General features: G+C 66.1%; 20 protein-coding genes and 1 pseudogene. 17 read left to right on the forward strand and 4 right to left on the reverse strand.

Annotation, left to right across the window (positions count from 1 at the left end; translation table 11 throughout):
* Positions 1 to 272: 272 nt before the first annotated feature.
* The 7 genes from A6E15_RS00500 (at position 273) to A6E15_RS00530 (ending at position 7,476) form a co-directional block, all read left to right on the forward strand.
* Entirely contained in the window at positions 273 to 872 is a 600-nt protein-coding gene (locus A6E15_RS00500; protein WP_245800507.1) for a hypothetical protein, read from the forward strand.
* A 107-nt stretch (positions 873 to 979) separates the two neighbouring features.
* Positions 980 to 2,119, forward strand: coding sequence for a CARDB domain-containing protein (locus tag A6E15_RS00505; RefSeq protein ID WP_076142903.1), 1,140 nt, complete (start codon positions 980 to 982; stop codon positions 2,117 to 2,119).
* Positions 2,120 to 2,230: 111 nt separating this feature from the next.
* Complete coding sequence (locus A6E15_RS00510) at positions 2,231 to 3,409, forward strand: signal peptidase I (RefSeq protein ID WP_076142904.1); 1,179 nt, start codon at positions 2,231 to 2,233, stop codon at positions 3,407 to 3,409.
* Between the two features lie 162 nt (positions 3,410 to 3,571).
* Positions 3,572 to 4,756: a DUF5305 domain-containing protein gene (locus A6E15_RS00515; protein WP_076142905.1), complete on the forward strand. Its 1,185-nt coding sequence runs from the start codon at positions 3,572 to 3,574 to the stop codon at positions 4,754 to 4,756.
* A gap of 176 nt (positions 4,757 to 4,932) precedes the next feature.
* Complete coding sequence (locus A6E15_RS00520) at positions 4,933 to 6,543, forward strand: long-chain-fatty-acid--CoA ligase (RefSeq protein ID WP_076142906.1); 1,611 nt, start codon at positions 4,933 to 4,935, stop codon at positions 6,541 to 6,543.
* A gap of 180 nt (positions 6,544 to 6,723) precedes the next feature.
* Positions 6,724 to 7,017, forward strand: a complete 294-nt coding sequence (locus A6E15_RS00525) for a MarR family transcriptional regulator (RefSeq protein ID WP_006180348.1) — start codon at positions 6,724 to 6,726, stop codon at positions 7,015 to 7,017.
* 45 nt (positions 7,018 to 7,062) lie between these two features.
* Complete coding sequence (locus tag A6E15_RS00530; RefSeq protein ID WP_076142907.1) at positions 7,063 to 7,476, forward strand: hypothetical protein; 414 nt, start codon at positions 7,063 to 7,065, stop codon at positions 7,474 to 7,476.
* A gap of 33 nt (positions 7,477 to 7,509) precedes the next feature.
* Here A6E15_RS00530 and A6E15_RS00535 read toward each other — a convergent pair whose 3' ends face one another.
* Together A6E15_RS00535 and A6E15_RS00540 are read right to left on the reverse strand one after the other, a co-directional pair.
* The gene (locus tag A6E15_RS00535; RefSeq protein WP_076142908.1) at positions 7,510 to 8,400 is read right to left on the reverse strand and encodes an NAD+ synthase; all 891 of its coding nucleotides are present in this window, start codon (positions 8,398 to 8,400) and stop codon (positions 7,510 to 7,512) included.
* A 273-nt stretch (positions 8,401 to 8,673) separates the two neighbouring features.
* The gene (locus tag A6E15_RS00540) at positions 8,674 to 9,276 is read right to left on the reverse strand and encodes a hypothetical protein (RefSeq protein ID WP_076142909.1); all 603 of its coding nucleotides are present in this window, start codon (positions 9,274 to 9,276) and stop codon (positions 8,674 to 8,676) included.
* A 166-nt stretch (positions 9,277 to 9,442) separates the two neighbouring features.
* Between A6E15_RS00540 and A6E15_RS00545 the strand changes: the two genes are divergently transcribed.
* The 4 genes from A6E15_RS00545 (at position 9,443) to A6E15_RS00560 (ending at position 13,290) form a co-directional block, all read left to right on the forward strand.
* Positions 9,443 to 10,168 carry a bacteriorhodopsin gene (locus A6E15_RS00545; protein ID WP_076142910.1) on the forward strand — a complete coding sequence of 242 codons (726 nt, stop codon included), beginning with the start codon at positions 9,443 to 9,445 and terminating at the stop codon, positions 10,166 to 10,168.
* Between the two features lie 217 nt (positions 10,169 to 10,385).
* On the forward strand, positions 10,386 to 11,261 hold the full coding sequence (locus A6E15_RS00550) for a bacteriorhodopsin (protein ID WP_076142911.1): 876 nt from the start codon (positions 10,386 to 10,388) through the stop codon (positions 11,259 to 11,261).
* Positions 11,262 to 11,477: 216 nt separating this feature from the next.
* Positions 11,478 to 12,260, forward strand: a complete 783-nt coding sequence (locus tag A6E15_RS00555; RefSeq protein WP_076142912.1) for a lycopene cyclase domain-containing protein — start codon at positions 11,478 to 11,480, stop codon at positions 12,258 to 12,260.
* A complete protein-coding gene (locus A6E15_RS00560; protein ID WP_076142913.1) occupies positions 12,250 to 13,290 on the forward strand; it encodes a Brp/Blh family beta-carotene 15,15'-dioxygenase in 1,041 nt (346 codons plus the stop codon). The genes A6E15_RS00555 and A6E15_RS00560 overlap by 11 nt, the downstream gene beginning before the upstream one ends.
* Positions 13,291 to 13,397: 107 nt before the next feature.
* Here the strand turns inward: A6E15_RS00560 and A6E15_RS00565 are convergent, their stop codons facing one another.
* Positions 13,398 to 15,275 carry a PINc/VapC family ATPase gene (locus A6E15_RS00565; RefSeq protein ID WP_076142914.1) on the reverse strand — a complete coding sequence of 626 codons (1,878 nt, stop codon included), beginning with the start codon at positions 15,273 to 15,275 and terminating at the stop codon, positions 13,398 to 13,400.
* A gap of 153 nt (positions 15,276 to 15,428) precedes the next feature.
* Here A6E15_RS00565 and A6E15_RS00570 point away from each other — a divergent pair, with 153 nt between their 5' ends.
* Both A6E15_RS00570 and A6E15_RS00575 read left to right on the forward strand, forming a co-directional pair.
* Positions 15,429 to 17,075, forward strand: a complete 1,647-nt coding sequence (locus tag A6E15_RS00570) for a globin-coupled sensor protein (RefSeq protein ID WP_076142915.1) — start codon at positions 15,429 to 15,431, stop codon at positions 17,073 to 17,075.
* Between the two features lie 62 nt (positions 17,076 to 17,137).
* Entirely contained in the window at positions 17,138 to 18,247 is a 1,110-nt protein-coding gene (locus tag A6E15_RS00575; RefSeq protein ID WP_076142916.1) for a M20 family metallopeptidase, read from the forward strand.
* 27 nt (positions 18,248 to 18,274) lie between these two features.
* Here A6E15_RS00575 and A6E15_RS00580 read toward each other — a convergent pair.
* Positions 18,275 to 18,495, reverse strand: a pseudogene (locus A6E15_RS00580) (hypothetical protein); the annotation flags it as partial.
* 249 nt (positions 18,496 to 18,744) lie between these two features.
* On the opposite strand from A6E15_RS00580, the gene A6E15_RS00585 reads away from it, so the two are divergent.
* The 4 genes from A6E15_RS00585 to A6E15_RS00600 all read left to right on the forward strand — a co-directional run bounded on the left by A6E15_RS00585 (position 18,745) and on the right by A6E15_RS00600 (position 22,726).
* Positions 18,745 to 20,277, forward strand: coding sequence for a carboxypeptidase M32 (locus tag A6E15_RS00585; RefSeq protein ID WP_076142917.1), 1,533 nt, complete (start codon positions 18,745 to 18,747; stop codon positions 20,275 to 20,277).
* Positions 20,278 to 20,364: 87 nt separating this feature from the next.
* Positions 20,365 to 21,108, forward strand: a complete 744-nt coding sequence (locus A6E15_RS00590) for an SDR family oxidoreductase (protein ID WP_076142918.1) — start codon at positions 20,365 to 20,367, stop codon at positions 21,106 to 21,108.
* Positions 21,109 to 21,192: 84 nt separating this feature from the next.
* Positions 21,193 to 21,666: a hypothetical protein gene (locus tag A6E15_RS00595; protein WP_076142919.1), complete on the forward strand. Its 474-nt coding sequence runs from the start codon at positions 21,193 to 21,195 to the stop codon at positions 21,664 to 21,666.
* Between the two features lie 85 nt (positions 21,667 to 21,751).
* Positions 21,752 to 22,726 (forward strand): M48 family metalloprotease, encoded by a 975-nt coding sequence (locus A6E15_RS00600; RefSeq protein ID WP_076142920.1) that lies wholly within the window; start codon positions 21,752 to 21,754, stop codon positions 22,724 to 22,726.
* Positions 22,727 to 22,755 lie beyond the last annotated feature (29 nt).

The following is a 22,755-nucleotide window of genomic DNA, read 5'->3' on the forward strand; positions in this document are numbered from 1 at the left end:
GGATCGAACGCGACCTCCGTATTCGGTCTCGGAGCGGTTCGTCGCAGGTCCCTCGACGGTGACGGGAGGCCCGTTCCGTCGTTCCGGAATGGGGCCTGTCACACGACCTCACGCGATATTTGGGTTCAATGACGGCCTGAAGGTGGTATCGCCGACTATTCGACCGTTCTGCTCGATCAATACAAAGTGGGTACAGCAACGAGGGATGGATAGAAGGTCGGTCGGTACTCCGTGCCTTCGGATACCGGCAGCGACCGTACGGTGATCATACAATGTCAATGAACAGACGAAACGTGTTGCTCGGACTCGGAACGATCGTCGCCGGCGGTGGCGCTGCGCTCGGCTCGGGCGCGTTCAGCCAGGCGGAAGCACAGCGGTCGGTTAGCGTTTCCCTCGAGGGTGACTCGAGCGGATTACTCCGGCCCACTGTTAACGACGGTGACTACGAGGGAGTCGACAGCACTACCACGACAGAAAGCGACAATGGGAGCGTCAGCGTCACGCAGATCAATTTCGTCGGTATCAACGACGAATCCGTGTTCGCTTTCGATGACGTTCTAACGATTGGCCTCCAAGATGAAACTGGCAACGAAGTCAGTGGGACCTTCGATATCAGTATCTCCACTGATTCTGGTAGTGTCGCAGTCTACGGGGATAGCTTCCCCACTGATGGACCTCGTGGCGACGTGACGGATGCCGAACTCGGAACAATCTCCGCTAGTGACTCCGGCTCAGCTACAGACGGTTCAAGCGTTTCCGCTGGTATTGCTATCAACACGAATTCAACTAACAGTGATGATCGATTCGATGGTACACTGAATGAGGATAGTACCGCCGATATAACTATCACTGCTCAGCAGCAGGACTCCTGATCGGACTCCCGAATGGAGGCTCCGAAACCCGACACCGTGCCGGTATTGGACCATCGGATGATTCGGACGGGTTGTTCGCTCCACGTATACACTCATAACGGACCGCAATGCTATCGTCACGAACGCTGCTCGTCATGGCCGCCGTCTGCTTTCTCTTTACGCTCGCGATTCCGACGGCGGCACTGACGGTCGGGGAAGACCGGACGTCGGACGAGGTCGTCCTCGAGCCGACGAGCAGCTACGCGGAACTCGACGGGTCGAACGAACTGGTCCTCGACTTCGACGGGTTCAACGGAAACACGGCGTTCGTGACTCGAGACGTGTTCACGATCACGGTCGGCGAGGATGCCGACGATATCGAGTCGGTTTGGATCGAGCACGATGTCGAGGGCGTGGCCTTCTACGCGGACGGGAGCGAGATCACTCCGGAATCGCGACTCGAACTGTCCCCGGGCGACTCGCAGACCGTGGATGTTACCGTCGATACCCACGTCGCCAAATCGACGACCGAGACGTTCTCGGTCGTGGTCGAGTACGAGGGTGACGAAGTCGATGATGACAGTGGCAGCGACTCTTTCATCTACGGCTCGAGCCTGTCCGTCTCGTCGACGACCGTCGAGGCGGGCGAGACGGTAACGGTCAACGCGACCTACCGAAACGACGGCGATGGATGGGGGACCGAGACGGCTCGGCTGACGGTCGATGGAACCGTCGTCGACCAGCGGACGGTCGCGCTCTCGGCGGGCGAAAAACAGACGGTCAGTTTCGAGCGCCGGATGGAGTGGCCCGGCACGTACGAGGTCGGTATCGAGGGGATCGGGCAGCAGTCGGTGACCGTCGAGGGGCCGCAAGTCGAGGTCTCGAGCGCCGCCGTTGCCGATACCACGATCACCGCCGGGGAGACCACGGACGTACAGACGACGGTCCGGAACCCGTCCGACGGGTCGCTCGAGCGCACGCTCGAGCTGTCGGTCGACGGGATCGTCGTCGATACCCGAACCGTCTCGATCCCCGCCGGCGGCGAGCGGACGGTGGCCTTCCGGCGATCGTTCGACGAGCCGGGGACCTACGCGATCGCGGTCAGCGGCGTCGATGCGGGGACGGTGACGGTCGGGGAGCGGGCCGGATTCGACGTTCGGAACCGCGAGCTATCGCCTGCGACGACGGCGGCGCTCGCGCCGCCGGCGACGGCCGGATTGCTGTTCCTGGCGGTCGCCGCGAACCGGCGCTGGTCGTTCGTCCGGTAGGTCGCGGACTCGAGCTGCCACCGGAGCGGTCCGGTGGCTCTCGCGAGTTTTATGCTCCAGCGGGCACATAGTGAACTCGAACCGTCTGTCGCCTATGACAGTCACTCACCGATGACAAACGCGACGCTCGTCACGCGGGGGCTCGGTGCCCTCCTCGCGCTGGTCGTAATCTTGCTGGTGGTCGGCCAGCTGCTGGGTCAGCCGATCCTGCTGGGCTACGTCGCGACCGGCAGCATGGAGCCGAAAATCGACGCCGGCGACGGCTTCGTCGCCGTGCCCAGCGTCGCCGCCGGCTCGGTCGAGGAAGGGGACGTGGTGGTATTTCAGGCGCGGGATCTCAACGGCGGCGGGCTGACGACCCACCGCGTCGTCGACGAGACCGAGGAGGGTTACGTCACGAAAGGGGACGCCAACCCCTTTACCGATCAGGACGGCGGCGAACCCCACGTCACGGAGGGACAGATCGTCGCCAAAGCCCTGCAGATAAACGGCGCGGTCGTGACGATCCCGTATCTGGGCACCGCGATCATGGGGTTCCAGAGCGCTGCGCAGGGAAGCGTCGAGACGGTCACGTCGGTGTTCGGCGTGACCAGCGGCTCCTCGAACGGGCTCGGTGCCTTGCTGGTCGGGGTCGGGGTCGCGATGCTCGGGTTCGGGACCCTCCTCGAGCGGCTCGGACCGGGTCGCCGCGAGACGAGTCGGTCCCGTTCGCGGGAGAACGTGATCGCGTTCTGGACGGCGCTGGGACTCGTCTTGCTCGTGTTCGTGATCTTCGCGACTGCGGCGATGGTCGTCCCGTCTGGCACCACCGAGTACGGTCTCATCAGTTCCGAGTCGCCCACCGACGATCCACAGATCGTTGCGCCCGGCGAAACGGCGGAACTGACACGGACGGTCGACAACGCCGGCTATCTGCCGATCGTGGTGGCTCACGAGGCAGAAAGCGGCGGTATCGGCGTCGAGCCGCGGTCTCGGACGATCGGGATTCGTGACAGTGGGGAGGCGACGGTGACGCTGTCGGCCCCCGAGCAGACGGGCGAGTACACGCGCCATCTCGGCGAGTACCGGTATCTCGCCGTGTTGCCCCCGTCGGTGCTGCTCTGGCTCCACGACATCCACCCGCTTGCCGCTATCGGGGCGGTCAACGCCGTCATCGTCTCGGTCGCGGTCGCGATCGTTCTCCTGCTGTTCGGTAGCGGCGATATCCGGGTCCGGTCCGCAGGGGGTCACGTCCCCCTCTCGACTCGCATTCAGCGTCGCGCTCGGCGCTGGTTCCGTGATCGGAAATAACGTTCTGTTGTTGCAAATACCACGGAAAAGCCACTACCCTTATAGTGGTCTGTTTCTTTCACTTAGACATGTATTGTCCCGAATCCCGACCAGTTCGGCCCCGATCGGCTCTTCCGGAGCCGGGCAATCGACTGGCCGGTCGGGACACCCGGGGGCACAGGGATGATCGATAACCCGCGTCTCGAGTTGCTGTTGGCCAAGCGCGGTCGGACCATCGTGATCGCACTGATCGCGATCGGCGTCCTGTCGATCGCCGCGACGGGGTGGGCCGTCGCCAACCCGGAAACGACGACCGCCCCGCAGTACACCGAGGAACGCGTGACGGTCGAGGGAAGTACCAGCGCCGTCGTCACCGAGAGCGGAACGCTCTGGCCGGAGGGCCAGCGGCTCTCGGACAGTTCCGTCTACCTGCTGAACGCGACGCCGGAGCTGACTGTCGAGGCCGAAACGCGGTTGCGAAACGAGACCGGCGGGACGCCCGTCGAGGACGGGGACGTGACCCACGAGGTCTCGATGCGTTTCCAGGCGACCCGTGACGGGTCCCCCTTCTGGAACGACACCACGACGGTACTGCGCGAGTCGCCCTCGGTCGAGAACGGCGTCGCCACGTCGAACGCGACGATCGACGTCGAATCTTACCGCCGACAACAGCGGCAACTCGAGCGCGAACTCGGCGGGATCGGGACGGTCGAACTTGCAGCGGTGCTTCACACCGAGTACGACACCGGCACCCATCAGGGGACGCTCACGACCACCGCGCCGATGGAGATCACCGACGAGGCCTACTGGCTCGAGGGCGAACTGTCGGAGTCGACGCCACACCGCTACCGCAGCGGGACCGAGCGGACGACCACGTCCAGAAGTCCGGCGCTGATCGGCGGCCTGTCGCTGCTGGGGACGCTGTCGCTCGCCGGCGCGGCACTGGTCGTGCGCCGGTCGCCGGGCGATCTCGAGGCCGCTCGCCGGGCGCTCCACGAACAGCGCTACGCCGAGTGGATCTCGCGGGGCTCGATCCCGATGTGGATCGGCGACTACCACGTCTCGCTCGATACGCTCGAGGACGTCGTCGACGTCGCGATCGACACCAACGAGCGCGTCGTCCACGATACCCAGCGCGGGCTGTTCGCGGTCGTCAACGACGGCGTCGTCTACTACTACAGCGACCGCGGGCTCTGGGAGGAGACCGCGTGGCCCGAGATGGATCTGGAGGCGAATCCGGCCGTCATCGACGGCGACGGCGAACTCCCCACGACGGACCTGTCGGCACTCGACACGAGCAACGAGTTCGCTGCACCCGACGATCCGGACGGGTTCGAGGACGACGAAGAGGTCTGGGAACAGCTCTGACTGGTCCGACGGGTTCGCGGTAACGTTGTCGCCGCTATCGTCACTGCGGTCTGGCGATTGCCGTTTGATTGTGAACCGAAGGGGCCCTTCTGCTGCTCGTTCTGTATCAGAACCAAATCCTACTCATTGATCATAAACGAAATCCATATAAGATCGTTCTGCAAAATTCGCGCCGTATGGAGACGCCACTCATTGTCACGGACTTTCTCGACCAGGCCCGTTCCCACTACGGGAACGAGGAGGCGATCGTCGGGACCGACGGCGAACGATTTACTTACGCCGAGTTCGGCGAGCGAGTCGACCGGTTCGCGGCGGCGCTGCAGGAACGGGGGATCGAGAAGGGTGATCGCGTGGCCGTGCTGGACCCGAACACTCACTATCACCTCGAGGCGGCCCACGGGGCGATGGGGATCGGCGCCGTGCATACGCCGTTGAACTATCGGCTCGAGCCCGACGACTACGAGTACATCCTCTCGGACGCGGGGGTCGACGCCATCTACGCCGACTACGAGTACGCCGAGAAGATCGAGGCGGTCCGCGACGACGTGCCGACCGAGACGTTCGTTACGAACGACGCGGATGCCGTCGAGGGCGACTGGGAGGCTTTCGACGCCGTCCTTGAGGACGCGGACCCCGAGTACGACCGACCGGAGATGAGCGAGGACGAGGTTATCACGATCAACTACACGTCGGGGACGACGGGCGATCCGAAGGGGGTCTGTCGCACGCATCGGACGGAGACGATCCACGCCTACCTGATGTCGATCTACCACGAGATCACCGACGACGACACCTACCTGTGGACGCTGCCGATGTTCCACGTCAACGGGTGGGGACACATCTACGCGGTGACCGGGATGGGCGCGACCCACGTCTGTACGCGCGGGGTCAACGCCGACGACGTCGTGTCGTCGATCCGCGAGGAGGACGTCTCCCTGCTCTGTGCGGCCCCGGCGGTACTCAATCAGCTGATCGATTACTACGAGGGCGAGGGCGAACCCGAGATGGCGGGGGCCAAGCGGGTCCGGGTCACGACCGCGGGCTCGGCCCCGCCGGAAGCGACCATCCGTGCCGTCGAAGATCGCTTCGGCTGGTATCTCAAGCACCTCTACGGGGCGACCGAGACCGGACCGCTGATCACCATCTCCGACGCGAAGCGGTTGATGAACGACGAGAACCGCTTCGAGATCAAGAAACGGCAGGGCATGGGCGTCCTCGGCACCGACGTCCGCGTCGTCGACGAGGACGGCGACGACGTCCCGCGCGACGATCGGACGCTGGGCGAGGTCGTCGTGCGGGGCAACCAGATCATGGACCGCTACTGGAACAAGCCCGAGGCGACCGAGGAGGCCTTCACCGACCGCGTCGAGGGCTACTACCACACCGGTGACCTCGCGACGATCGACGAGAACGGCATGATCGCGATCCGCGATCGCAAGAAAGACATCATCATTTCGGGCGGCGAGAACATCTCGAGTATCGAACTCGAGGACGCGCTGTTCGACCACGACGCGGTCTCGGACGCGGCCGTGATCCCGGCACCGAGCGACGAGTGGGGGGAGACGCCCAAGGCCTTCGTCGTCCCGTCGAACGGCGACCCGACCGATCCGCCGGTGTCGGCCGAGGAACTGACCGAGTTCACCCGCGAGAACCTCGCGAGCTACAAGGTCGTCCGGCGGATCGAGTACGTCAAGGAACTCCCCAAGACCGCGACCGGCAAGACCCAGAAGTACGAACTCCGCCAGCGGGAGTGGGCCGACGAGGACCGAATGATCGGCGAGGGGTAACTTCCCTCGCTGTCGATTACCGTCTTTTTTGACGCGTTTCGGCCGAGCGGCGACGAGACGGACATCATCCGTTGCAGCGACTTACGGGGCACTTTACTCGGCGAGATATATAGAATCCTATCGCGGTCCGGCTTCGGTAAGGCTCAACTTTTATACTGCTGGGGCCTTTCGAATCGTAATATGGCAGAGACCGACGGGGAGGAGATCGAAGACTTGCCACCGAGCGCGAAACTCGTCTTCAAGGTTCTCGAGTACGACGGGCCGCTGACGCAGAAACAGATCGTCGAGGAATCGATGCTCTCGGCCCGGACGGTACGGTACGCGCTCGAGCGCCTCGAGGAGATCGGGATCGTCGACGAGGACATCTACTTCGCTGACGCACGACAGAGTCTCTATCGGCTCGAGGAGCCGGTCGCGGCCGACGGCAACGGCGTCGAGGAATCCCCGAAAAAGGACGCCTGCTGCGCGGAGTAATCGGCCAAACGGCAGTCTTATTTTCCATCCGTGACCGTCCCCCGTATGAACAAAGAGCGGCTCCCACGCTGGGGCTGGCTGTTGATCGGCCTGTTTCTCGCGGCGCTGGTCGCCAACCTGCTCAATCTCGTCGTGTTGGTCCCGACCGTCTTTCCCGAGGCGTACCGAGCGATCACGATCATCACGACCATGGCACCGGTGTTGATCTACGTCGGCGTCTGGTACGACGAGGACCGGCAAAGCTACTGGCGACACTCGCGGGCGCGGATCGTCGGCGACGTCCTCTACGTCGTCACGGGGGCTGCGATCGGGTCGGCGATCGCGCTCGTGGCGCTGGTCGGTCGGGGGCTGCCGCCGTTCCTGCTCGATATCCTCGCGATGGGCGCCGGCTTCCTGCTCTCGTGGGGGCTGTTCTGGTGGCGGAACCCGGACCTCTACGGCGACGACGACGAGCGCTGAACCCCCGCGGACCGCCCTTGCCGCCGAGCGCGATCACCCGGCCGAGCGGTCGTCGCCGCCACCAGCCAGCCCCGGCGTCGGCGGCGTCGTCCGTTTGTGTTCGCTGGCAACGTACAGCGACGCGATGTCGGTCGCGGTCTCGCGGTCGATCCGCAACCCCTCCATTGCTTCCTCGAGCGGGCGGCCCTCGTCGACCAGCCGGACGAGCAGGGGATCGATGACGTCGTAGCTCGCCCCGAGGTCGCCGGCGTCGGTCTGTGTGGCCCAAAAGCCCGCCGTCGGCTCCTTGCTGACGATCCGGCGGGGGAGTCCGAGGTGTTTCGCGAGCGCGCGAACCTCCGTCTTGTAGCAGTCGCCGAGCGGATAGGCGTCGGCCGCGCCGTCGCCGTACTTGGTGAAGTAGCCAAGCAGTAGCTCCGACCGGTTCGCGGTCCCGATCACGAGCCGCGACTGGCAGTTCGCCGCGTAGTAGGCGGTGATCATCCGCAGTCGGGCGACCGCGTTGCCGACGTCGTGAGGTCGTTCGCTCCCCGGGCCGTCGTCGGTCTCGAGGGCGCTCGCGACCGTTCCCTCGAAGGCCTCGAGCAGCGGCCGCAACTGGATCTCCTCGAACTCGATGCCCATCCCGTCCGCGAGGGTACGGGCGTCGCTGACGTGGGTCCCTTCGGTTTTGTGACAGGGCAACCCCAGCCCGAGGACGTTCTCGGCCCCGACGGCTTCGACCGAAAGCGCCGTCGTCAACGTCGAATCGATCCCGCCGCTCATCGCTACGACGACGCCGCTTGCGTTCGCGTCGGCGACTCTCGTCTCGATATCCGCTACGATCCGCTCGCGCATCGCCTCGAGCGAGCGGCGGTCCGTGACGAATGCTCCGTTCGCCCGCTCCGCGTCCGAGAAAACGAACGTCGTCTTATCTGCGCTCATACGTTGGAATCACTCCGTTGTCCATACACAACCTAAACGATTGTCTCGTATATGAAGGTAATCCTTAAACACCTAGTTGCTATCGCCGTGTAATTGTCTCTCACAGCCTAGCACTATCGGATTCAATTAATCATATGTCCACATTCGCCGCCCAAAAACACCCCCTTCCGTACGTTTGCGGCCGTCCCGTCGGCGGGCTCGATCGTCACCGCGTTCGTTCGATCGTTCGAATTTGCCGCTGAGATCCCCGAGGGGCGTTCTCCGGGTCGTCGCTCACGCTCGAGCGAGATATCTGCCGACGGCGTAGACGACGCCGGAACTGATCGCCGCCGCGGCACCGACGACGATCACGGGTATCGGGACGCCGGTCCGTCCGTAGGGGTTTCGCGGCGCGGATTCGACGACGGTAGTAACGGTCTCGACGCCGGCGTGGCCGAGCAGGAAGAATCCGATCGTGATCAGGATCGCGAAGCCGCCGGTCGCCAGCCCGAACATCGACGCGACGTCCTCGACGTTCAGTAGTGTGTGTACCTGCGACTCCGAGAGAGTGGGTTCGTATCGCCGACGCGCGATCGCTACCGCGACGAGACAGGTCGCAGTCCCCACTTCGATGCCGCCGGCGTAGACCCCGACCCAGAGGACCAGCGGCGACGACCACAGTGGATCGCCACCTGGAAACGCCGCTTGCACCGTCGACGGATAGGTGGCGACGATCGGAACGACGAGCGCGAGCGCGAACAGTAAGCCGCTCTGATAGACGAGCTTTTGCGGAATGCGGCGCTCGATCAGCGCGTATCGTTCCACTCTGAGTCGTTCGTACGTCGAGTCGCCGAGGAGTGCGTCCGCAATCGGATCGTTCGGATCGGTCGAAGTCATCTGTTGGAGAGGGCGTTTCGCGATCGGGTCATACGACTGGACACAGAACGTCGCAAAATACGCTACGATTTGATTCGCAACGTCAAATTTCTGGACATACACGATCTTATGGTGGTTATTTTCGTTAGGCTCAAACGGTATATATTGTCCCTTCCTAGCAACCACCATGGCCGCAACAGTTGGCCCAGAATCCATTTGGCTGTGGATCGGCACGATCGGAATGACCCTCGGAACCCTGTATTTCGTCGGGCGCGGACGCGGCGTTCGCGACCGAAAGATGCAGGAGTTCTACATCATCACGATCTTCATTACGACCATCGCCGCCGCGATGTACTTCGCGATGGCGACCGGCTTCGGCGTCACCGAAGTCATGGTCGGCGACGAGGCGCTCACGATCTACTGGGCGCGCTATGCCGACTGGCTGTTCACGACGCCGCTGTTGCTGCTCGACCTCTCGCTGCTGGCCGGGGCGAACCGAAACACGATCGCGACGCTGATCGGACTCGACGTCTTCATGATCGGGACCGGTCTGATCGCGGCGTTCGCGTCCACCCCGGGCACCCGGATCGCCTGGTGGGCGATCAGCACCGGCGCTCTGCTCGCCCTGCTGTACGTCCTCGTCGGGACGCTCTCCGAGAACGCGCGCAGTCAGTCCCCCGAGGTCGCATCGCTGTTCGGGCGACTCCGCAACCTGGTTATCGTGCTGTGGTTCCTCTACCCGGTGGTCTGGATCCTCGGCACGGAGGGGACGTTCGGCATCCTCCCACTGTACTGGGAAACCGCCGCGTTCATGGTACTCGATCTCTCGGCGAAGGTCGGATTCGGAGTGGTCCTGCTCCGGAGTCGCTCCGTCCTCGAGCGAGTCACGACGCCGACGGCCGCGCCGGCCTGAGATCGCACATCGACTCCCGGCGATCGGCTTCGCGACGCTTGCCTCGGAGCCGACCCGCGACGGACTTCTCTTACCGGTTCGAACGCGAGTACCCCGCTGCTGGCACCCGAACCGACGCGGTAGCGGAACCTCGGCCGCTTTTCAGTCACTGCTCGTGAGTGTCTCTCTCGAGACGGACACTCGTTTATGTGTCGCGCCAGTGAAGTGATCCGCGTCCATGCAGTCAGTCCACGACCTCGGTTTTCGCGCCCAGCACGCCGTCCTGCAAAACGGCGCGGCGGATCGGGAACTATTCGAGTACGTCTTCGGCGGTGACAACACCTTGCTCGCGCTGTCGTTCGTCCTCAACATCGCCCTCGCGGGGATCACCATCCTCGCGATCGCTTACCTCGGACGGCATCTGACGGCCCCCCGTTCGAAGGCGATCGCGACGGCCCTGATGCTGATCTCGATCGTTTCGATCTCGAGTTACACCGGGCTCACGTCGGGGCTGACGCTGGGTGTCGTCGAGATGCCACCGGGACACCCCGCCGCGGGTGCGACGACGGCCGGTCAGGACGGCGTCCTGACGATGTGGGGTCGATACCTCACGTGGACGTTCTCGACCCCGTTCATCCTGATCGCACTCGGGATGATAGCCGGGTCGGACTGGACGAAGATCCTCACGGCCTGTGCGTTTACGATCGCGATGTGTGTCACTGGCCTCGCCGCCGCGTTGACCACGTCCTCGCTGGTGCTTCGCTGGTGGTGGTTTGCCCTGTCAACGATCTTCTTCCTCGTGATCGTCTACATCATCCTCGTCGACTGGACCGCCGAGGCGTCGGCGACGGGAACGGCCGATCTGTTCCGGACGCTGAAACTCCTCACCGTCGTCGGCTGGTTCGGCTATCCGATCCTCTGGGCGCTCGGCGTCGAGGGATTCGCCGTGCTGGATGTCACCGTCACCTCCTGGGGGTACAGCATCCTCGACGTGATCACGAAGTACGTCGTGACCGGCGTCGCCATGCTCTACGTCGTCGACGAACCCGACGCGATCACCGGCGAGGCGGACTACGGCACCAGCATGTCCGGATTCGACCCGGGCGACGACTGATCGAACCGAATGCCATCCGATCCGCAATCGATCCGTGACCGTCGACGGCGTTTCCGTCCGGGGTACGTCTTCGCGACCGTCTTCGACGGCTTTCGATCGACCGTCCCCGACTGTCCCTAACCAGTATGGACGCGGCGCTATTCGGATCCCGTTCGTACAGCATCTACGGAAGTCCCGGCTCCCGCCGCTGCGCCGTCGGCGAACGTTGACTCACCCATGACCACCCAGTTCACGTACTTCGGAATCCACCTCGTGTTCCTGCTGCCGCCAATCCTGATTCTGGGGTTGCTCGCGATCCGGCGCGACCGTGCCTGGTGGGGGGTTCGCCCTCTCTCGGGACTCGGCATCATGATCGCCCTCGCGGTCGTCTACACGACGCCCTTTACGAACCGCCTCATCCCCGTCGGCGTCTGGTGGTACGGAGACGGTGCCGTCCTCGCGACCGTCTGGTACACGCCGATCGAGGAGTACTTCTTTTTTATCCTCCAGCCGATACTGACCGCTCTCTGGCTGTTTCAGGTGAGACCGAGCGCCGATCGGTCGCTGGCGATTCCCCGTATACACCGGCTGCTCGGCGCCGCCGGCGGACTGGTGATCGCCGTCGTCGGCTGGGTACTTCTCGACAGCACTGCGACGTACTATCTGGGCTGGCTGCTCCTCTGGGCCGGGCCGGTCCTCGCTCTCCAGTGGGGTTTCGGGTCGACGTACCTGTGGACCGTCCGCCGGCCGCTGCTTGTCGCGATCGCCGTCCCGACGCTGTACCTCTGGCTCGTCGACCGGATCGCGATCGAACTCGGCGTCTGGGTCATCTCCGACGCGTACACCACCGGGTACGCACTCTTCGGACTCCCGATCGAAGAGGCACTGTTCTTCCTCGTGACGAATCTCTTCGTCGTCCAGGGGATCACCATGTACGTCTGGGTACTCGATCGAATCAGCGGCGCTTCGGCGTTGACGGCCGACCCTCCGGGGATTCCGACGACTTCCGATGACCGGTGACGTGCGAGCGAGCGCCGAGAGCCGGTCGCAGGCCGCTCGGCTGAGTCTCGGCTCCGCCTCGCTGCTCGCCGTCGCCGCCGTGGCGACGATCGTCTTCGGATCACCGCCGCTCGTCTACCAGTACGTGCCGCTGGCGCTCAGCGTCCTCGTTCTCGGACTTCCCCACGGCGCCGTCGACCACCTCGTGGTACCGCGGGCCCGAGACGACCCGGTCACGCCGCGATCGCTCGCGTTCGTCGGCGCCCTCTACCTGTTTCTCGGGTCTGCCTACGCCCTCGTCTGGGTCCTCGAGCCCGTCGCCGCGTTCGTCCTGTTCATCCTCGTCACGCTCGTCCACTGGGGGCAGGGTGACGTCTACGCGCTCCTCGAGTTCCTCGGTGCCGACCACCTCGAGACGCGGGCCAGCCGGCTGCTCGCCCTCCTCGTCAGGGGTGGCCTCCCGATGCTCGTCCCGCTGGTCGCCTTTCCGGCGCAGTACGCGTTCGTCGCCGAGACGATCGTCGGGCTGTTCGACCCCGGCGCGGCGGCCGCGCTCGAGCCCCTCTTCGAACCGGTAGTTCGGGCGGCCGTGACGGTCGGGTTCGGATCCCTGATCGCACTCTCGCTCACCCTCGGGTTCCGCCGAACGAGTCCCGGCGAGCGGCGGCCGTGGCTCGTCGACGCCGCGGAGACGATCGGCCTCGTCGGCTTCTTCGCCACCGTCCCGCCGATCCTCGCCATCGGTCTCTACTTCTGTTTTTGGCACTCGCTTCGACACGTCCTCAGAACGATGCTCGTCGATCCCGTCGCCAACGCGGCCCTCGAACGCGGGGCGATTCGGGCCGCGTTTCGCCGCTTCGCCCGTGACGCGACACCGCTGACCCTCGCCGCGCTGGGCGTCCTCGTCGGTATCTGGCTCGTCGTCCCCCGGACGCCCGCGACCGTCCCCGACGTCCTCGCGGTCTATCTGGTCGCGATCGCCGTGCTGACGCTCCCGCACGTCGTCGTGGTCACGCTGCTCGATCGCGAAGCGGGGGTCTGGTCGCCCTGAGCCGAGACGCCGGTCGCTCGCGAAAAATCTGGATCAAAAAGCCGCTCACTCGCTTCGCTCGCTCACTGCGTTCGCTCCGAACCGCGCACCGCTCGCGGTACAGTTGCTTACGATGGCACGACCGTGATCGGATCCTTCCGGTCGATCGCCCGCTCGAGTTCCTCCGCGATCGCGCTGCCCCGCGAAACCTGAATCTCGCCGCCGCGGCTCACCGTCGCGGTAAAGAGGTACTCGCCGGCGGCCTGAATCTCGACGGTCTCGCCGTGGTTGCCGTCGACGGGGATGACGATGTGCCGGGAGGTGATCTCGGGCTGGACCATCTGGCCGGCTTGCGACCCGCCGCCACCGCCGCCGTTGGCGCTGGCACCGCCGCCCGCGCCGCCCGCGCCGTAGTTGGGGTTCTCGTCGTGGGTCCGGACGTCGATGTCGATGCCCAGCCGGTTCTCGACGTCGGTGATCCGACCGCCGCCCTTGCCGATGACGCTCGAGATGTCGTCCTCCTCGACGTAGACGACGGCTTTGTCCTGACTTCCGAGTTCGACGTCGACGTAGCCGCGGGCGATCGAGCGGATCTCGCGTTCGATCTCCTGTTTGGCGATGCGGTCGACGCCGGACTCGGTTCCGGGGCCGCCGTCCTCGTCGTTCAGCGGGACGGTGACGACCTGTCGGTTGAACGTGTAAATCTCGTACTCGGGCTCGCCGGTCCGGAAGTTCGTGACCTGAATGACCGGCCGCGCGAGGTCCTCTTCCGTGAGGCCGGCGGGGACTTTGACCTCGGTCCTGACGTCGTAGACCGTCTCGACCTCGCCGGCCTCGATGTAGACGACGGTGTCGACGACCTGCGGGATCATTCCGAGTTCGACCCGACCGACCAGTCGCTGGAGGGCGTCGATCGGCCGCGTCGCGTGGACGACGCCGATCATGCCGACGCCGGCCAGGCGCATGTCCGCGAAGACCTCGAAGTCGTCGGTCTTGCGGACCTCGTCGTAGATCGTGTAGTCCGGCCGCACCATCAGCAGGGCGTCGGCGGTCTTTGCCATCTCGCCGCCCAGTTCCGTGTACTGAGTGATGTCGGGGCCGACCTGCAGGTCCCGCGGTTTCTCCATGGTCTTGACCGAGTAGTCGTGATCCGCGATGTAGCGGGCGACCGCCTGCGCGAACGTCGACTTCCCGGCCCCGGGCGCACCGGAGATCAGGACGCCGCGCTGGCGCTCGAGCAGTCGCTCTTTGAGTTCGTCGGCGTGCTCGTAGTCCTCGATGTCGGTCTGGGCGATCGGCCGGACGGCGGTAATCTCGATGCCGTCCGAGAATGGCGGCCGGCCGATCGCGATCCGGTAGTCGCGAAACTGGACGATCTGCATCCCGGGCTCCGAGAGTTCGATGAAGCCGTCCGGGGACTCCTTGGCACCCTCGACGACCTCGCGGGCGTACTCGTCCATCGTCGCCTCGTCCGTGGGTTCGTCGGCGATCGGCTCGTAGACCATCGCGCCGAGTTCGCCGCGCTTGGCTTTGGGGACGGTGTCGGTCTTGAGGTGGACACTCATCGTCTGCTCGTCGAAGAAGTCCTCGACGGCGAGCGTCCCGACCTCCCGTACCTCGGGCGAGACGTGTTCGACCGCGAGGCCCTTCGCCTGTGCGACCTCGGCCTGAACGACGTCGCTAGTGACGAACGTCGCGTCCAGTTCCTCCGCGAGGTCCCGAATGAGGGCGTCGATCTCACCCTCCGAGGCGTGGCCTCGCTCGATGGCGTTGGGCCGTTCCCCGACGTACTCGAGGTCGACGACGCCGTCGTCGGCCAGCTCGGCCAGCCGCTGGAGTTCCTCGAGACCGTCCCAGCCGCTGTCGATCCCGTCGTTTGCCTGCGCCTCGAGTTCCGCGACGACCGCCTCGGGCACGCAGATCGTCGCTCCCTCGAACTGCCCGTCTTCGATAGTCGCCGAGACGCGGCCGTCGATGACCACGCTCGTGTCCGGCACGACGTTCATACGTAATCTGGTCGACGTACGCCTATAAGGGTGTTCACAGCGAACCCGGGCCGTTCGGCCCCGTCTCACGCGCCGTCTACCGACGCCGCGTCCAATTCCTATCCGACGGGAACACTCACGGAACTTAATGAAACGACCAAACACGTTTCCGCCATGCAACCGCAGGAGACGTTCGGCCGCGGCGGACTCAACGGTTTTCTCGACGTCGACGACCTCATCGATCGAATCGGACTCGACGAAGACGAAATCGAGTGGCGCAAGGAGTTTATCGGGTTCGACGAGGCCGACGAGCGCCGGCTGGCCGACCTCGAACCGCTCTTGCAGGCCAACTCGGAGACGATCGCCGACGACTTCTACGAGAACGTCTTCGAGTACGAGCAGACTCGAGCGATCGTCGACCGCTCGCCGAAGGGGGTAGACGCGCTCAAACAGACCCAGCAGGCGTATCTCGTCTCGCTGGCGACCGGCGACTACGATCAGTCGTACTTCGAGAACCGGACCCGGATCGGCAAACTCCACGAGATGCTCGATATGCCCCTGAAACACTACGTGGGGCAGTACGGCGTCTACTACGATCTCCTCCTGTCGCGGATGAACGAGCGCGTGCAAGCACAGGTGGTCGAGGCCATCGAGGAGTGGGCCGCCGAGCGCGAGGCCGAGCAGGACGCGGGCGGTCTCGGCCGGTTCGTCGGCGCACTCGGACTGGGCGGCGAGGACGGGGACGGCGACGACGGCCTCGAGGAGTCGTTCGAGCGGGCCGTCAGAGACGCCATCGACGAGGGCATGATGGACGTCCTCTCGCTGTTGCGGATCATCAACCTCGACATGCAGGTCGCGACCGACACGTACGTCGACTCCTACGCCCAGCGGCTCGAGGAGTCGATCGAGCGTCGGAAGCGCCTCGCCGAGGAGGTCGAAACGGACGTTCAGACGCCCCTCGGAGAGCTGTACGACGCCAGCGAGGCCGTCGCGAAACGCGCCGAAGCGATCAGCGACCACACGGAGTCCCAGGCGACGGGCATCACGCAGGCCGCGCGCGAACTCGACGAGGTCAGCGCCGCCGTCGAGGAAGTCGCAAGCGTCGCCGACGAGGTCAGCGACGAGAGCGACCGGACCGAGCGCCTCGCGGCCGAGGGCGTCGAGGCGGCCGACGACGCGTTGGACGAACTCGAGGCCATCGAGGGCGCGACCGACCGCGTCGCCGAGGCGGTCGACGGACTCGCGGCCCGGACCGACGAGATCGACGAGATCGTCGACCGGCTCGACGACCTCGCCGAGCGAACCACGGTGCTGGCGGCCAACGCCAAGATCGAGTCCTCCCGATCGGGCGACCAGGCCAGCGAGACCATGGGCGTCATCGCGGAGGAAGTGCGATCGTTCGCAGAGCAGACGAAAGACGACCTCGCGGAGATCGAAGACGCCGTCGAAGCCGTTCGCGAGGACGCGGCCGCGACGGTCGCGACGACCGAGGAGACCGTCGCTCGCGTCGACACCGGAACCGATCGCGTCCGGGAGACGATCGACTCGCTCGAGGAGATCCACGAGGCGGCCGAATCGACGGCCGCCGGCATGGAAGACGTCGCGACCGCGGCCGACCAGCAGGCCCACGGGGTCGAGACGACGGCCGAGACGCTCGCGGACCTCTCGAAGTCGGCCGACAAGGTCGCGAGCGCCGCGGAATCGGTCGCAGCGGCGAGCCAGCAACAGACCGCCAGTCTGCGTGAGGTACGGCAGTCGGTCGCCCGGCTCACCGACGAGGAGGCCGAGCCGGCACAGCCCGTCTACGAGCGCGTGGACTAACGTCGCCGACCGGCCCCGCCGGTTCCGATGCACTGAACAGCGCCGCCGTCGACGAGTCCGCCATGACGCTCGTCGAACTGACCCGCGACCTCGCCGCGATTCCGAGCCACGGGGACGCGACCGCCGCCGGCGACTTCATAGCGGAGTGGCTCCGTACGGAAACCGACGCGGCCGTGACTCGAGACGGGATCGGAAACGTGATCGCTCGAAAGGGAACCGGCGAGGAGACGCTGGCGCTGGTTGGACACCACGACGTCGTCGAACCGGCCGCGTCGCAAGTCGCTGACGCGGACCCGGGTACGAGTACGGACGGCCCGGGCGAGTACGTCGTCGAGGAACGCGGCGGCCGGCTCTACGGCCGCGGCACGGCGGACATGAAGGGCGCGCTCGCGGCTGCCCTGCTGGCCTTCCGCGAGGGCGATCCGGCCGGGGAACTCGTCTTCGCGAGCTTCGTCGGCGAGGAGGTCGGCGGCGTCGGTGCCCGACACGCGATCGACGACGGGTTCGCTCCCGACTACGCCGTGGTCGGCGAAGGATCGACGAACTACTCGGGGCCGGACGTCACCGACGTGGCGGTCGCCCACAAGGGCCGGCGCGGGAGTACGATCACCGCCCGCGGCACCGCCGCCCACGCCAGCGAGGCCGACGCCGGCGAGAACGCGATCTACCGCGCCACCGCGGCCGTCGACCGCGTCCGCGACCTCGCCGTCCCCTCGGTCGACGTCGCGGGCGAGACCCTCGAGGGCCGGCTCACCGTCACGGAGATCGAGGGCGGGTCGGCGATGAACGTCGTCCCCGCCCGCTGTGCGTGTACCGTCGACGAGCGGACGGTCCCCGGCGAGCGCGCCGCCCTCGAGCGGGTCGCGGACATCGCGGGGGTCGAGTGGACCGTCGACCAGGACCTGCCACCGATGCGCTGTGGGGACGCGGCCTTCGCCGACGCGGTGCTGGCGGCCGCCGACGCCGCGCAGGCGGGCGACCCCGAACTCGTGACGAAACCCCACGCGACGGACGCGGGCTGGCTCGCCGCGGCCGGGGCCGAGTGCGTGATCTACGGCCCCTCGGAGCCCGGCGAGGCCCACACCGACGACGAGAGCGTCTCGATCGACGTCCTCGAGCGGTGTCGGGACACCTACCGGCGGGTGGCGGAGTCGTGGCCGACTGCACCGTGACGGGGCGGGTCTCAGTGACCGCGCGGCTCAGAGCCCCGGGACCCCGACCGCTCCGAAGCCGGTGACCCCGACCGCGGCGAGGGCATAGAGGACGACCAGGACGGTGACCCAGGCGACGAGGCCGATCATCGCCGCGGCGGTCCAGTCGCCGGGATACCGCCAGTTGATGACGCCGACGTAGGCGATCAGTGCCAAAGCGGGCCGAGGAGGGGGATCCAGCCGACGACGAACACGACGGCCGACGCGATCGGTGCTGCGAGCGCCATAGCGTCCGTACGCCGGATCGGCGGAACAGTTCGCTGCTTGCACGTTCCACACCGTTTGCATCGGTTCTCGAGTCGAGCAGGCGAACTGCCGAGAACGGCGTCCGTGCCGAGTACGGATCGTCCCAACAGTCGACACCTCGGGCTGCCCCACATGTTGATGGGTGCGTCCTGGGGTGTTCGTGCCGTCCGGAACCCCGACGTTGATACCGGTTCCGGGCGAACGGTACGTTCATGGCGACCGATCAGGCCGAGAGTGACGCAGACGAGGCCGACACCTACGAGCAGTTCGAGAAGCGAGTACAGCGGATTTCGAACGTCGGCAATGCGGCCGGCATCCTGCGGTGGGACCAGGAGGTCGTGATGCCCGACGAGGGAACGCCGGCCCGGGCACAGCAGCTCTCGACGCTGTCATCGCTCAGCCACGAACTCCTGACCGCCGACCAGACCGGCGAGTTGCTGGCCGCGCTCGAAGACGACGAGCTCGCTGACGAGCGGGCCGCGGTCGTCCGCGAGATTCGCCGCCAGTACGACCGCGAGACGAGCGTCCCACAGGCCCTCGTCGAAGAGATCTCGGCGACGGCATCGAACGCCCACCCCACGTGGAAACGGGCCAAGGAGGAAGACGACTTCGAGCAGTTCGCGCCGACCCTCGAGCAGCTGGTCGATCTCAAACGCGAGTACGCCGAACACATCGATCCCGACGCCGACCCTTACGCCGTGCTGTTCGCGGACTACGAGCCCTACATCGACCTCGAGACGGCCGAACGGGTCCTCGAGCGGCTGCGCGAGACGCTCGTCCCGCTGATCGACGCCGTCCAGGACAGCGACGCCGAACTGACGACGGACGCTTTTTCTGGGGAGTTCGACGACGACGATCAGGAGGCACTCGCCCGGGACGTGTTGGACTCGCTGGGCTACGACTGGGACCGCGGCCGGCTCGACACCGCGCCCCATCCGTTCTCCTCGGGTACGCAGTTCGACGCCCGCGTGACGACCCGCTTCGAGGAGGACGATCTGCTGGGCTCGATCACCTCGACGGTCCACGAGTTCGGCCACGCAAACTACACGCAGGGGCTGCCCGACCACGGCTACGGCACGCCGCTCGGCGAGGCCCGCGATCTCTCGGTCCACGAGTCACAGTCGCGGCTCTGGGAGAACCACGTCGGCCGCTCGCGCCCGTTCTGGGAGCACTTCCTGCCGATCGCCCGCGAGCGCTTCCCCGAACTCGAGGGCGTGACCCCCGAGGAAGCCTACGAGTCGGCAAATCAGGTCCACGACGACAACCTCATCCGGGTCGAGGCGGACGAACTCACCTACCACCTCCACATCGTGATCCGCTTCGAGATCGAGCGGGATCTGATCCGGGGCGACCTCGAGGTCGCGGAGGTCCCGCGGGTCTGGAACGACAAGTACGAGGAGTACCTCGGCGTCCGGCCGGAGACGGATGCGGAGGGCTGTCTGCAGGACATCCACTGGTCTCACGGCGACTTCGGCTACTTCTCGACGTACTCGCTGGGCTCGGTGCTCGCGGCCCAGCTGTACGCCGCCGCCGAGGCCGACCGCGGCCCCTTCGACGACGCGATCCGCGAGGGCGAGTTCGACGGCCTCAACGGCTGGCTCCGCGAGAACGTCCACCGACACGGGAAACGATACGTCACGCCCGACCTCATCGAGCGGGCAACCGGCGAGGGCCTGACCGCCGACTACTTCCTCGAGTACGTCGAGTCGAAGTACGGTGAGCTGTACGATCTCGAGGGGTACTGACCGCGCTTCGGACCGGTTACCGTCGGATCACCGATCCGGGCTCCGCGACCCTCGTTTTTACGACCGCTGCGCCCCTATCCACCGGCGATGTCAGCAACACTCGAGTCGAAGACGGCGATCGTCACGGGCGCGAGTTCGGGTATCGGCGCGGCGACCTGTCACGAACTCGCCGACGGCGGCGCGAACGTCGTCCTCGCGGCCCGCAGCGAGGATCGCCTGTCCGACCTCGCGGCCGACCTCGAGGCCGACCACGGCGTCGAGACCCTGGTCGTGCCGACGGACGTCCGCGAGGAAGACGACGTCGACGCCCTCGTCGACGATACGGTCGACCGGTTCGGCGGGATCGACGTGCTGGTGAACAACGCGGGGCTGGCCCGCGGCGGCGAGGTCGAATCGATGACGACCGGGGAATACGAGACGATGCAGGAGACCAACGTCGACGGCGTCTTCTACGCGTCGCGCGCTGCGCTTCCACGTCTCCGCGAGCGCGCGGGCCATCTCGTCTTCGTCGCCAGCTTCGCCGGCCGACACCCACGCCCGTCCAACCCGGTCTACGCTGCCACGAAGTGGTGGGTCCGGGGCTTCGCCAAGAGCCTCGCGGCACAGGTTGGCGACGACGACATCGGAATCACCATCGTCAACCCCGCCGAGGTCCGTTCGGAGTTCGGGGCGGCCTACGGCGAGAGCTTCGCCGAGCGGTTCGACGAGGGCGAGGTCACCGAACCCGAGGAGGTCGCGCAAGCGATCCGCTTCGCCGCGAGCCGCGAGGGCTCGAGCGTCAGCGAACTCGACATCAACCGTCGGGACAAGTTCGCCGACACCTTCCACTGACCGACCGTGTGCGATCGGAGCAGTATAAAATCGGGTTGTGAGTGCCGGGTTGAGACTCACTCGTTCCCGACCCCTCCCTCGAGTATGCGACTCTCGATTCCGGGCGTTCCCGGCGTCTACTTCGACACCGATGCGGAACCGCTGGCGATCAACGTGGCGCTGACCGCTGCCGGCCGCCGCGCGCCGAAGCCGCAGGGGTACGCCATCCAGTTCCTGCCCTACCTGTGGTCGTTCGACCTCGACCTGCAGGAGGTCCCCAACGACCACCCGATCCAGTATCTCCACCCCGAGGGCGCGCGGAGTCTGGGTGCTCTCGCCCAGCAGCGCGGCGTCCGCGAGGCCGGCACCGAACTCGAGTCGGTGCTGCGGTTCGTCTGGTCGGTCAATCGGGAAGTGGAGTCGGCGACCGGCCAACTGCTCGGGGCGGCCGACGGCGACGACGGCGTCACCATCGAGATTCAGGAGGGGATCGTCAGCGCCGACGGCTCGTCGCTCGATACCGACGAATTCGACGTCGGCGAACCCGGTGCCGACGACTTCGACGACAACGAGCCCTGACGTCGACGGATCGTGATCGAGATGCTCGACCCGCCCAGCCCGTAGATTCGTCACCCATTTTGGGAGTCGATTCGAAGGGAGATCCATGCCCTCCGGGCCGACCGCCCTCCGGATACGAATGGTCGCTGCAATCGTCGGCCTCGGCGTCGTGATGGTCGCCTTTCTCGCGGGCGTGTGGGCCGTCTTTTACGGCGTCCTCCGGTTGCTCGACGTCGGGATCGCCGCACGGGTGGCGTTCGCCACGACGGTCGCGACGCTCGTGACGATCGGCTACCTCGAGTACAGACAGCTCGAGACGATCGAGCGCCTCGCCGACGCCCATCCGGTGGACCGCGAGACGGCACCGGACCTCTACGAGACGGCGACCCGGGTCGCCGCCCAGCTCGACGTTCCCGCGCCGACGATCGCCGTCTCGGATCGCGACGCACCCGAGGCCCTGGCCGTGGGCCTTCGACCGGACGCCGTCCGTCTGGTACTCTCGCTGGGAACGATCGACGCGCTCGACGGCGACCAACTCGAGGCGGTGATCGCACACGAACTCGCTCACGTCGGCAACCGCGACGCGATGGTGATGACGGCCGCGTCGCTTCCCGTGGTACTCGCCGACGGACTGAGATCACGACTCGAGCGGATAGAGAATCCCGGCTGGGCGGCCGTCGTCACCGTCCCGCTGGGGTTCCTGTCGACGGCCGTTTGGGTCGTCGGTAGAACGATCACGGCGCGGTTCTCCAGGGCGCGGGAACGGGCGGCCGACCGGGCCGCCGCGGAAGCGACCGGTTCGCCCGCCGCCCTCGCGAGCGCGCTCCGGCGGCTCGACCGGGAGATCGACGAGACGCCGGACCGGGACCTGCGGGCGGCCTCGAGCGTCTCTTCGCTTTCCGTCCTCTCGCTCGAACCGGACGAACCCGAGAAGGTCATGCTCGGACCCGAGGGCGAGACCGAACCGTCGTACTGGCGGCTCCGCAAACGGCTCTACCGCCTCGAGCGCTACCTCTTCGATACCCACCCACCGACGGACGATCGAATCGCCGCGCTCGCCGCCCTCGAGCGACGACAGTGAGACGGGTATAACACCCTGGCCGCGCTGGG

Origin of the sequence: Natrinema saccharevitans, assembly GCF_001953745.1 — an archaeon.
Classification (GTDB): Archaea; Halobacteriota; Halobacteria; order Halobacteriales; family Natrialbaceae; genus Natrinema; species Natrinema saccharevitans.

Bases quoted from the DNA above. Each gene is read 5' to 3' on its own strand.
- A6E15_RS00505 (WP_076142903.1), top strand. From the start codon at position 980: ATGCTATCGTCACGAACGCTGCTCGTCATGGCCGCCGTCTGCTTTCTC.
- A6E15_RS00590 (WP_076142918.1), top strand. From the start codon at position 20,365: ATGTCAGCAACACTCGAGTCGAAGACGGCGATCGTCACGGGCGCGAGT.
- A6E15_RS00595 (WP_076142919.1), top strand. From the start codon at position 21,193: ATGCGACTCTCGATTCCGGGCGTTCCCGGCGTCTACTTCGACACCGAT.
- A6E15_RS00555 (WP_076142912.1), top strand. From the start codon at position 11,478: ATGACCACCCAGTTCACGTACTTCGGAATCCACCTCGTGTTCCTGCTG.
- A6E15_RS00520 (WP_076142906.1), top strand. From the start codon at position 4,933: ATGGAGACGCCACTCATTGTCACGGACTTTCTCGACCAGGCCCGTTCC.
- A6E15_RS00565 (WP_076142914.1), bottom strand. From the start codon at position 15,275: ATGAACGTCGTGCCGGACACGAGCGTGGTCATCGACGGCCGCGTCTCG.
- A6E15_RS00510 (WP_076142904.1), top strand. From the start codon at position 2,231: ATGACAAACGCGACGCTCGTCACGCGGGGGCTCGGTGCCCTCCTCGCG.
- A6E15_RS00535 (WP_076142908.1), bottom strand. From the start codon at position 8,400: ATGAGCGCAGATAAGACGACGTTCGTTTTCTCGGACGCGGAGCGGGCG.
- A6E15_RS00530 (WP_076142907.1), top strand. From the start codon at position 7,063: ATGAACAAAGAGCGGCTCCCACGCTGGGGCTGGCTGTTGATCGGCCTG.
- A6E15_RS00570 (WP_076142915.1), top strand. From the start codon at position 15,429: ATGCAACCGCAGGAGACGTTCGGCCGCGGCGGACTCAACGGTTTTCTC.
- A6E15_RS00575 (WP_076142916.1), top strand. From the start codon at position 17,138: ATGACGCTCGTCGAACTGACCCGCGACCTCGCCGCGATTCCGAGCCAC.
- A6E15_RS00600 (WP_076142920.1), top strand. From the start codon at position 21,752: ATGCCCTCCGGGCCGACCGCCCTCCGGATACGAATGGTCGCTGCAATC.
- A6E15_RS00545 (WP_076142910.1), top strand. From the start codon at position 9,443: ATGGCCGCAACAGTTGGCCCAGAATCCATTTGGCTGTGGATCGGCACG.
- A6E15_RS00515 (WP_076142905.1), top strand. From the start codon at position 3,572: ATGATCGATAACCCGCGTCTCGAGTTGCTGTTGGCCAAGCGCGGTCGG.
- A6E15_RS00585 (WP_076142917.1), top strand. From the start codon at position 18,745: ATGGCGACCGATCAGGCCGAGAGTGACGCAGACGAGGCCGACACCTAC.
- A6E15_RS00500 (WP_245800507.1), top strand. From the start codon at position 273: ATGTCAATGAACAGACGAAACGTGTTGCTCGGACTCGGAACGATCGTC.
- A6E15_RS00560 (WP_076142913.1), top strand. From the start codon at position 12,250: ATGACCGGTGACGTGCGAGCGAGCGCCGAGAGCCGGTCGCAGGCCGCT.
- A6E15_RS00525 (WP_006180348.1), top strand. From the start codon at position 6,724: ATGGCAGAGACCGACGGGGAGGAGATCGAAGACTTGCCACCGAGCGCG.
- A6E15_RS00550 (WP_076142911.1), top strand. From the start codon at position 10,386: ATGCAGTCAGTCCACGACCTCGGTTTTCGCGCCCAGCACGCCGTCCTG.
- A6E15_RS00540 (WP_076142909.1), bottom strand. From the start codon at position 9,276: ATGACTTCGACCGATCCGAACGATCCGATTGCGGACGCACTCCTCGGC.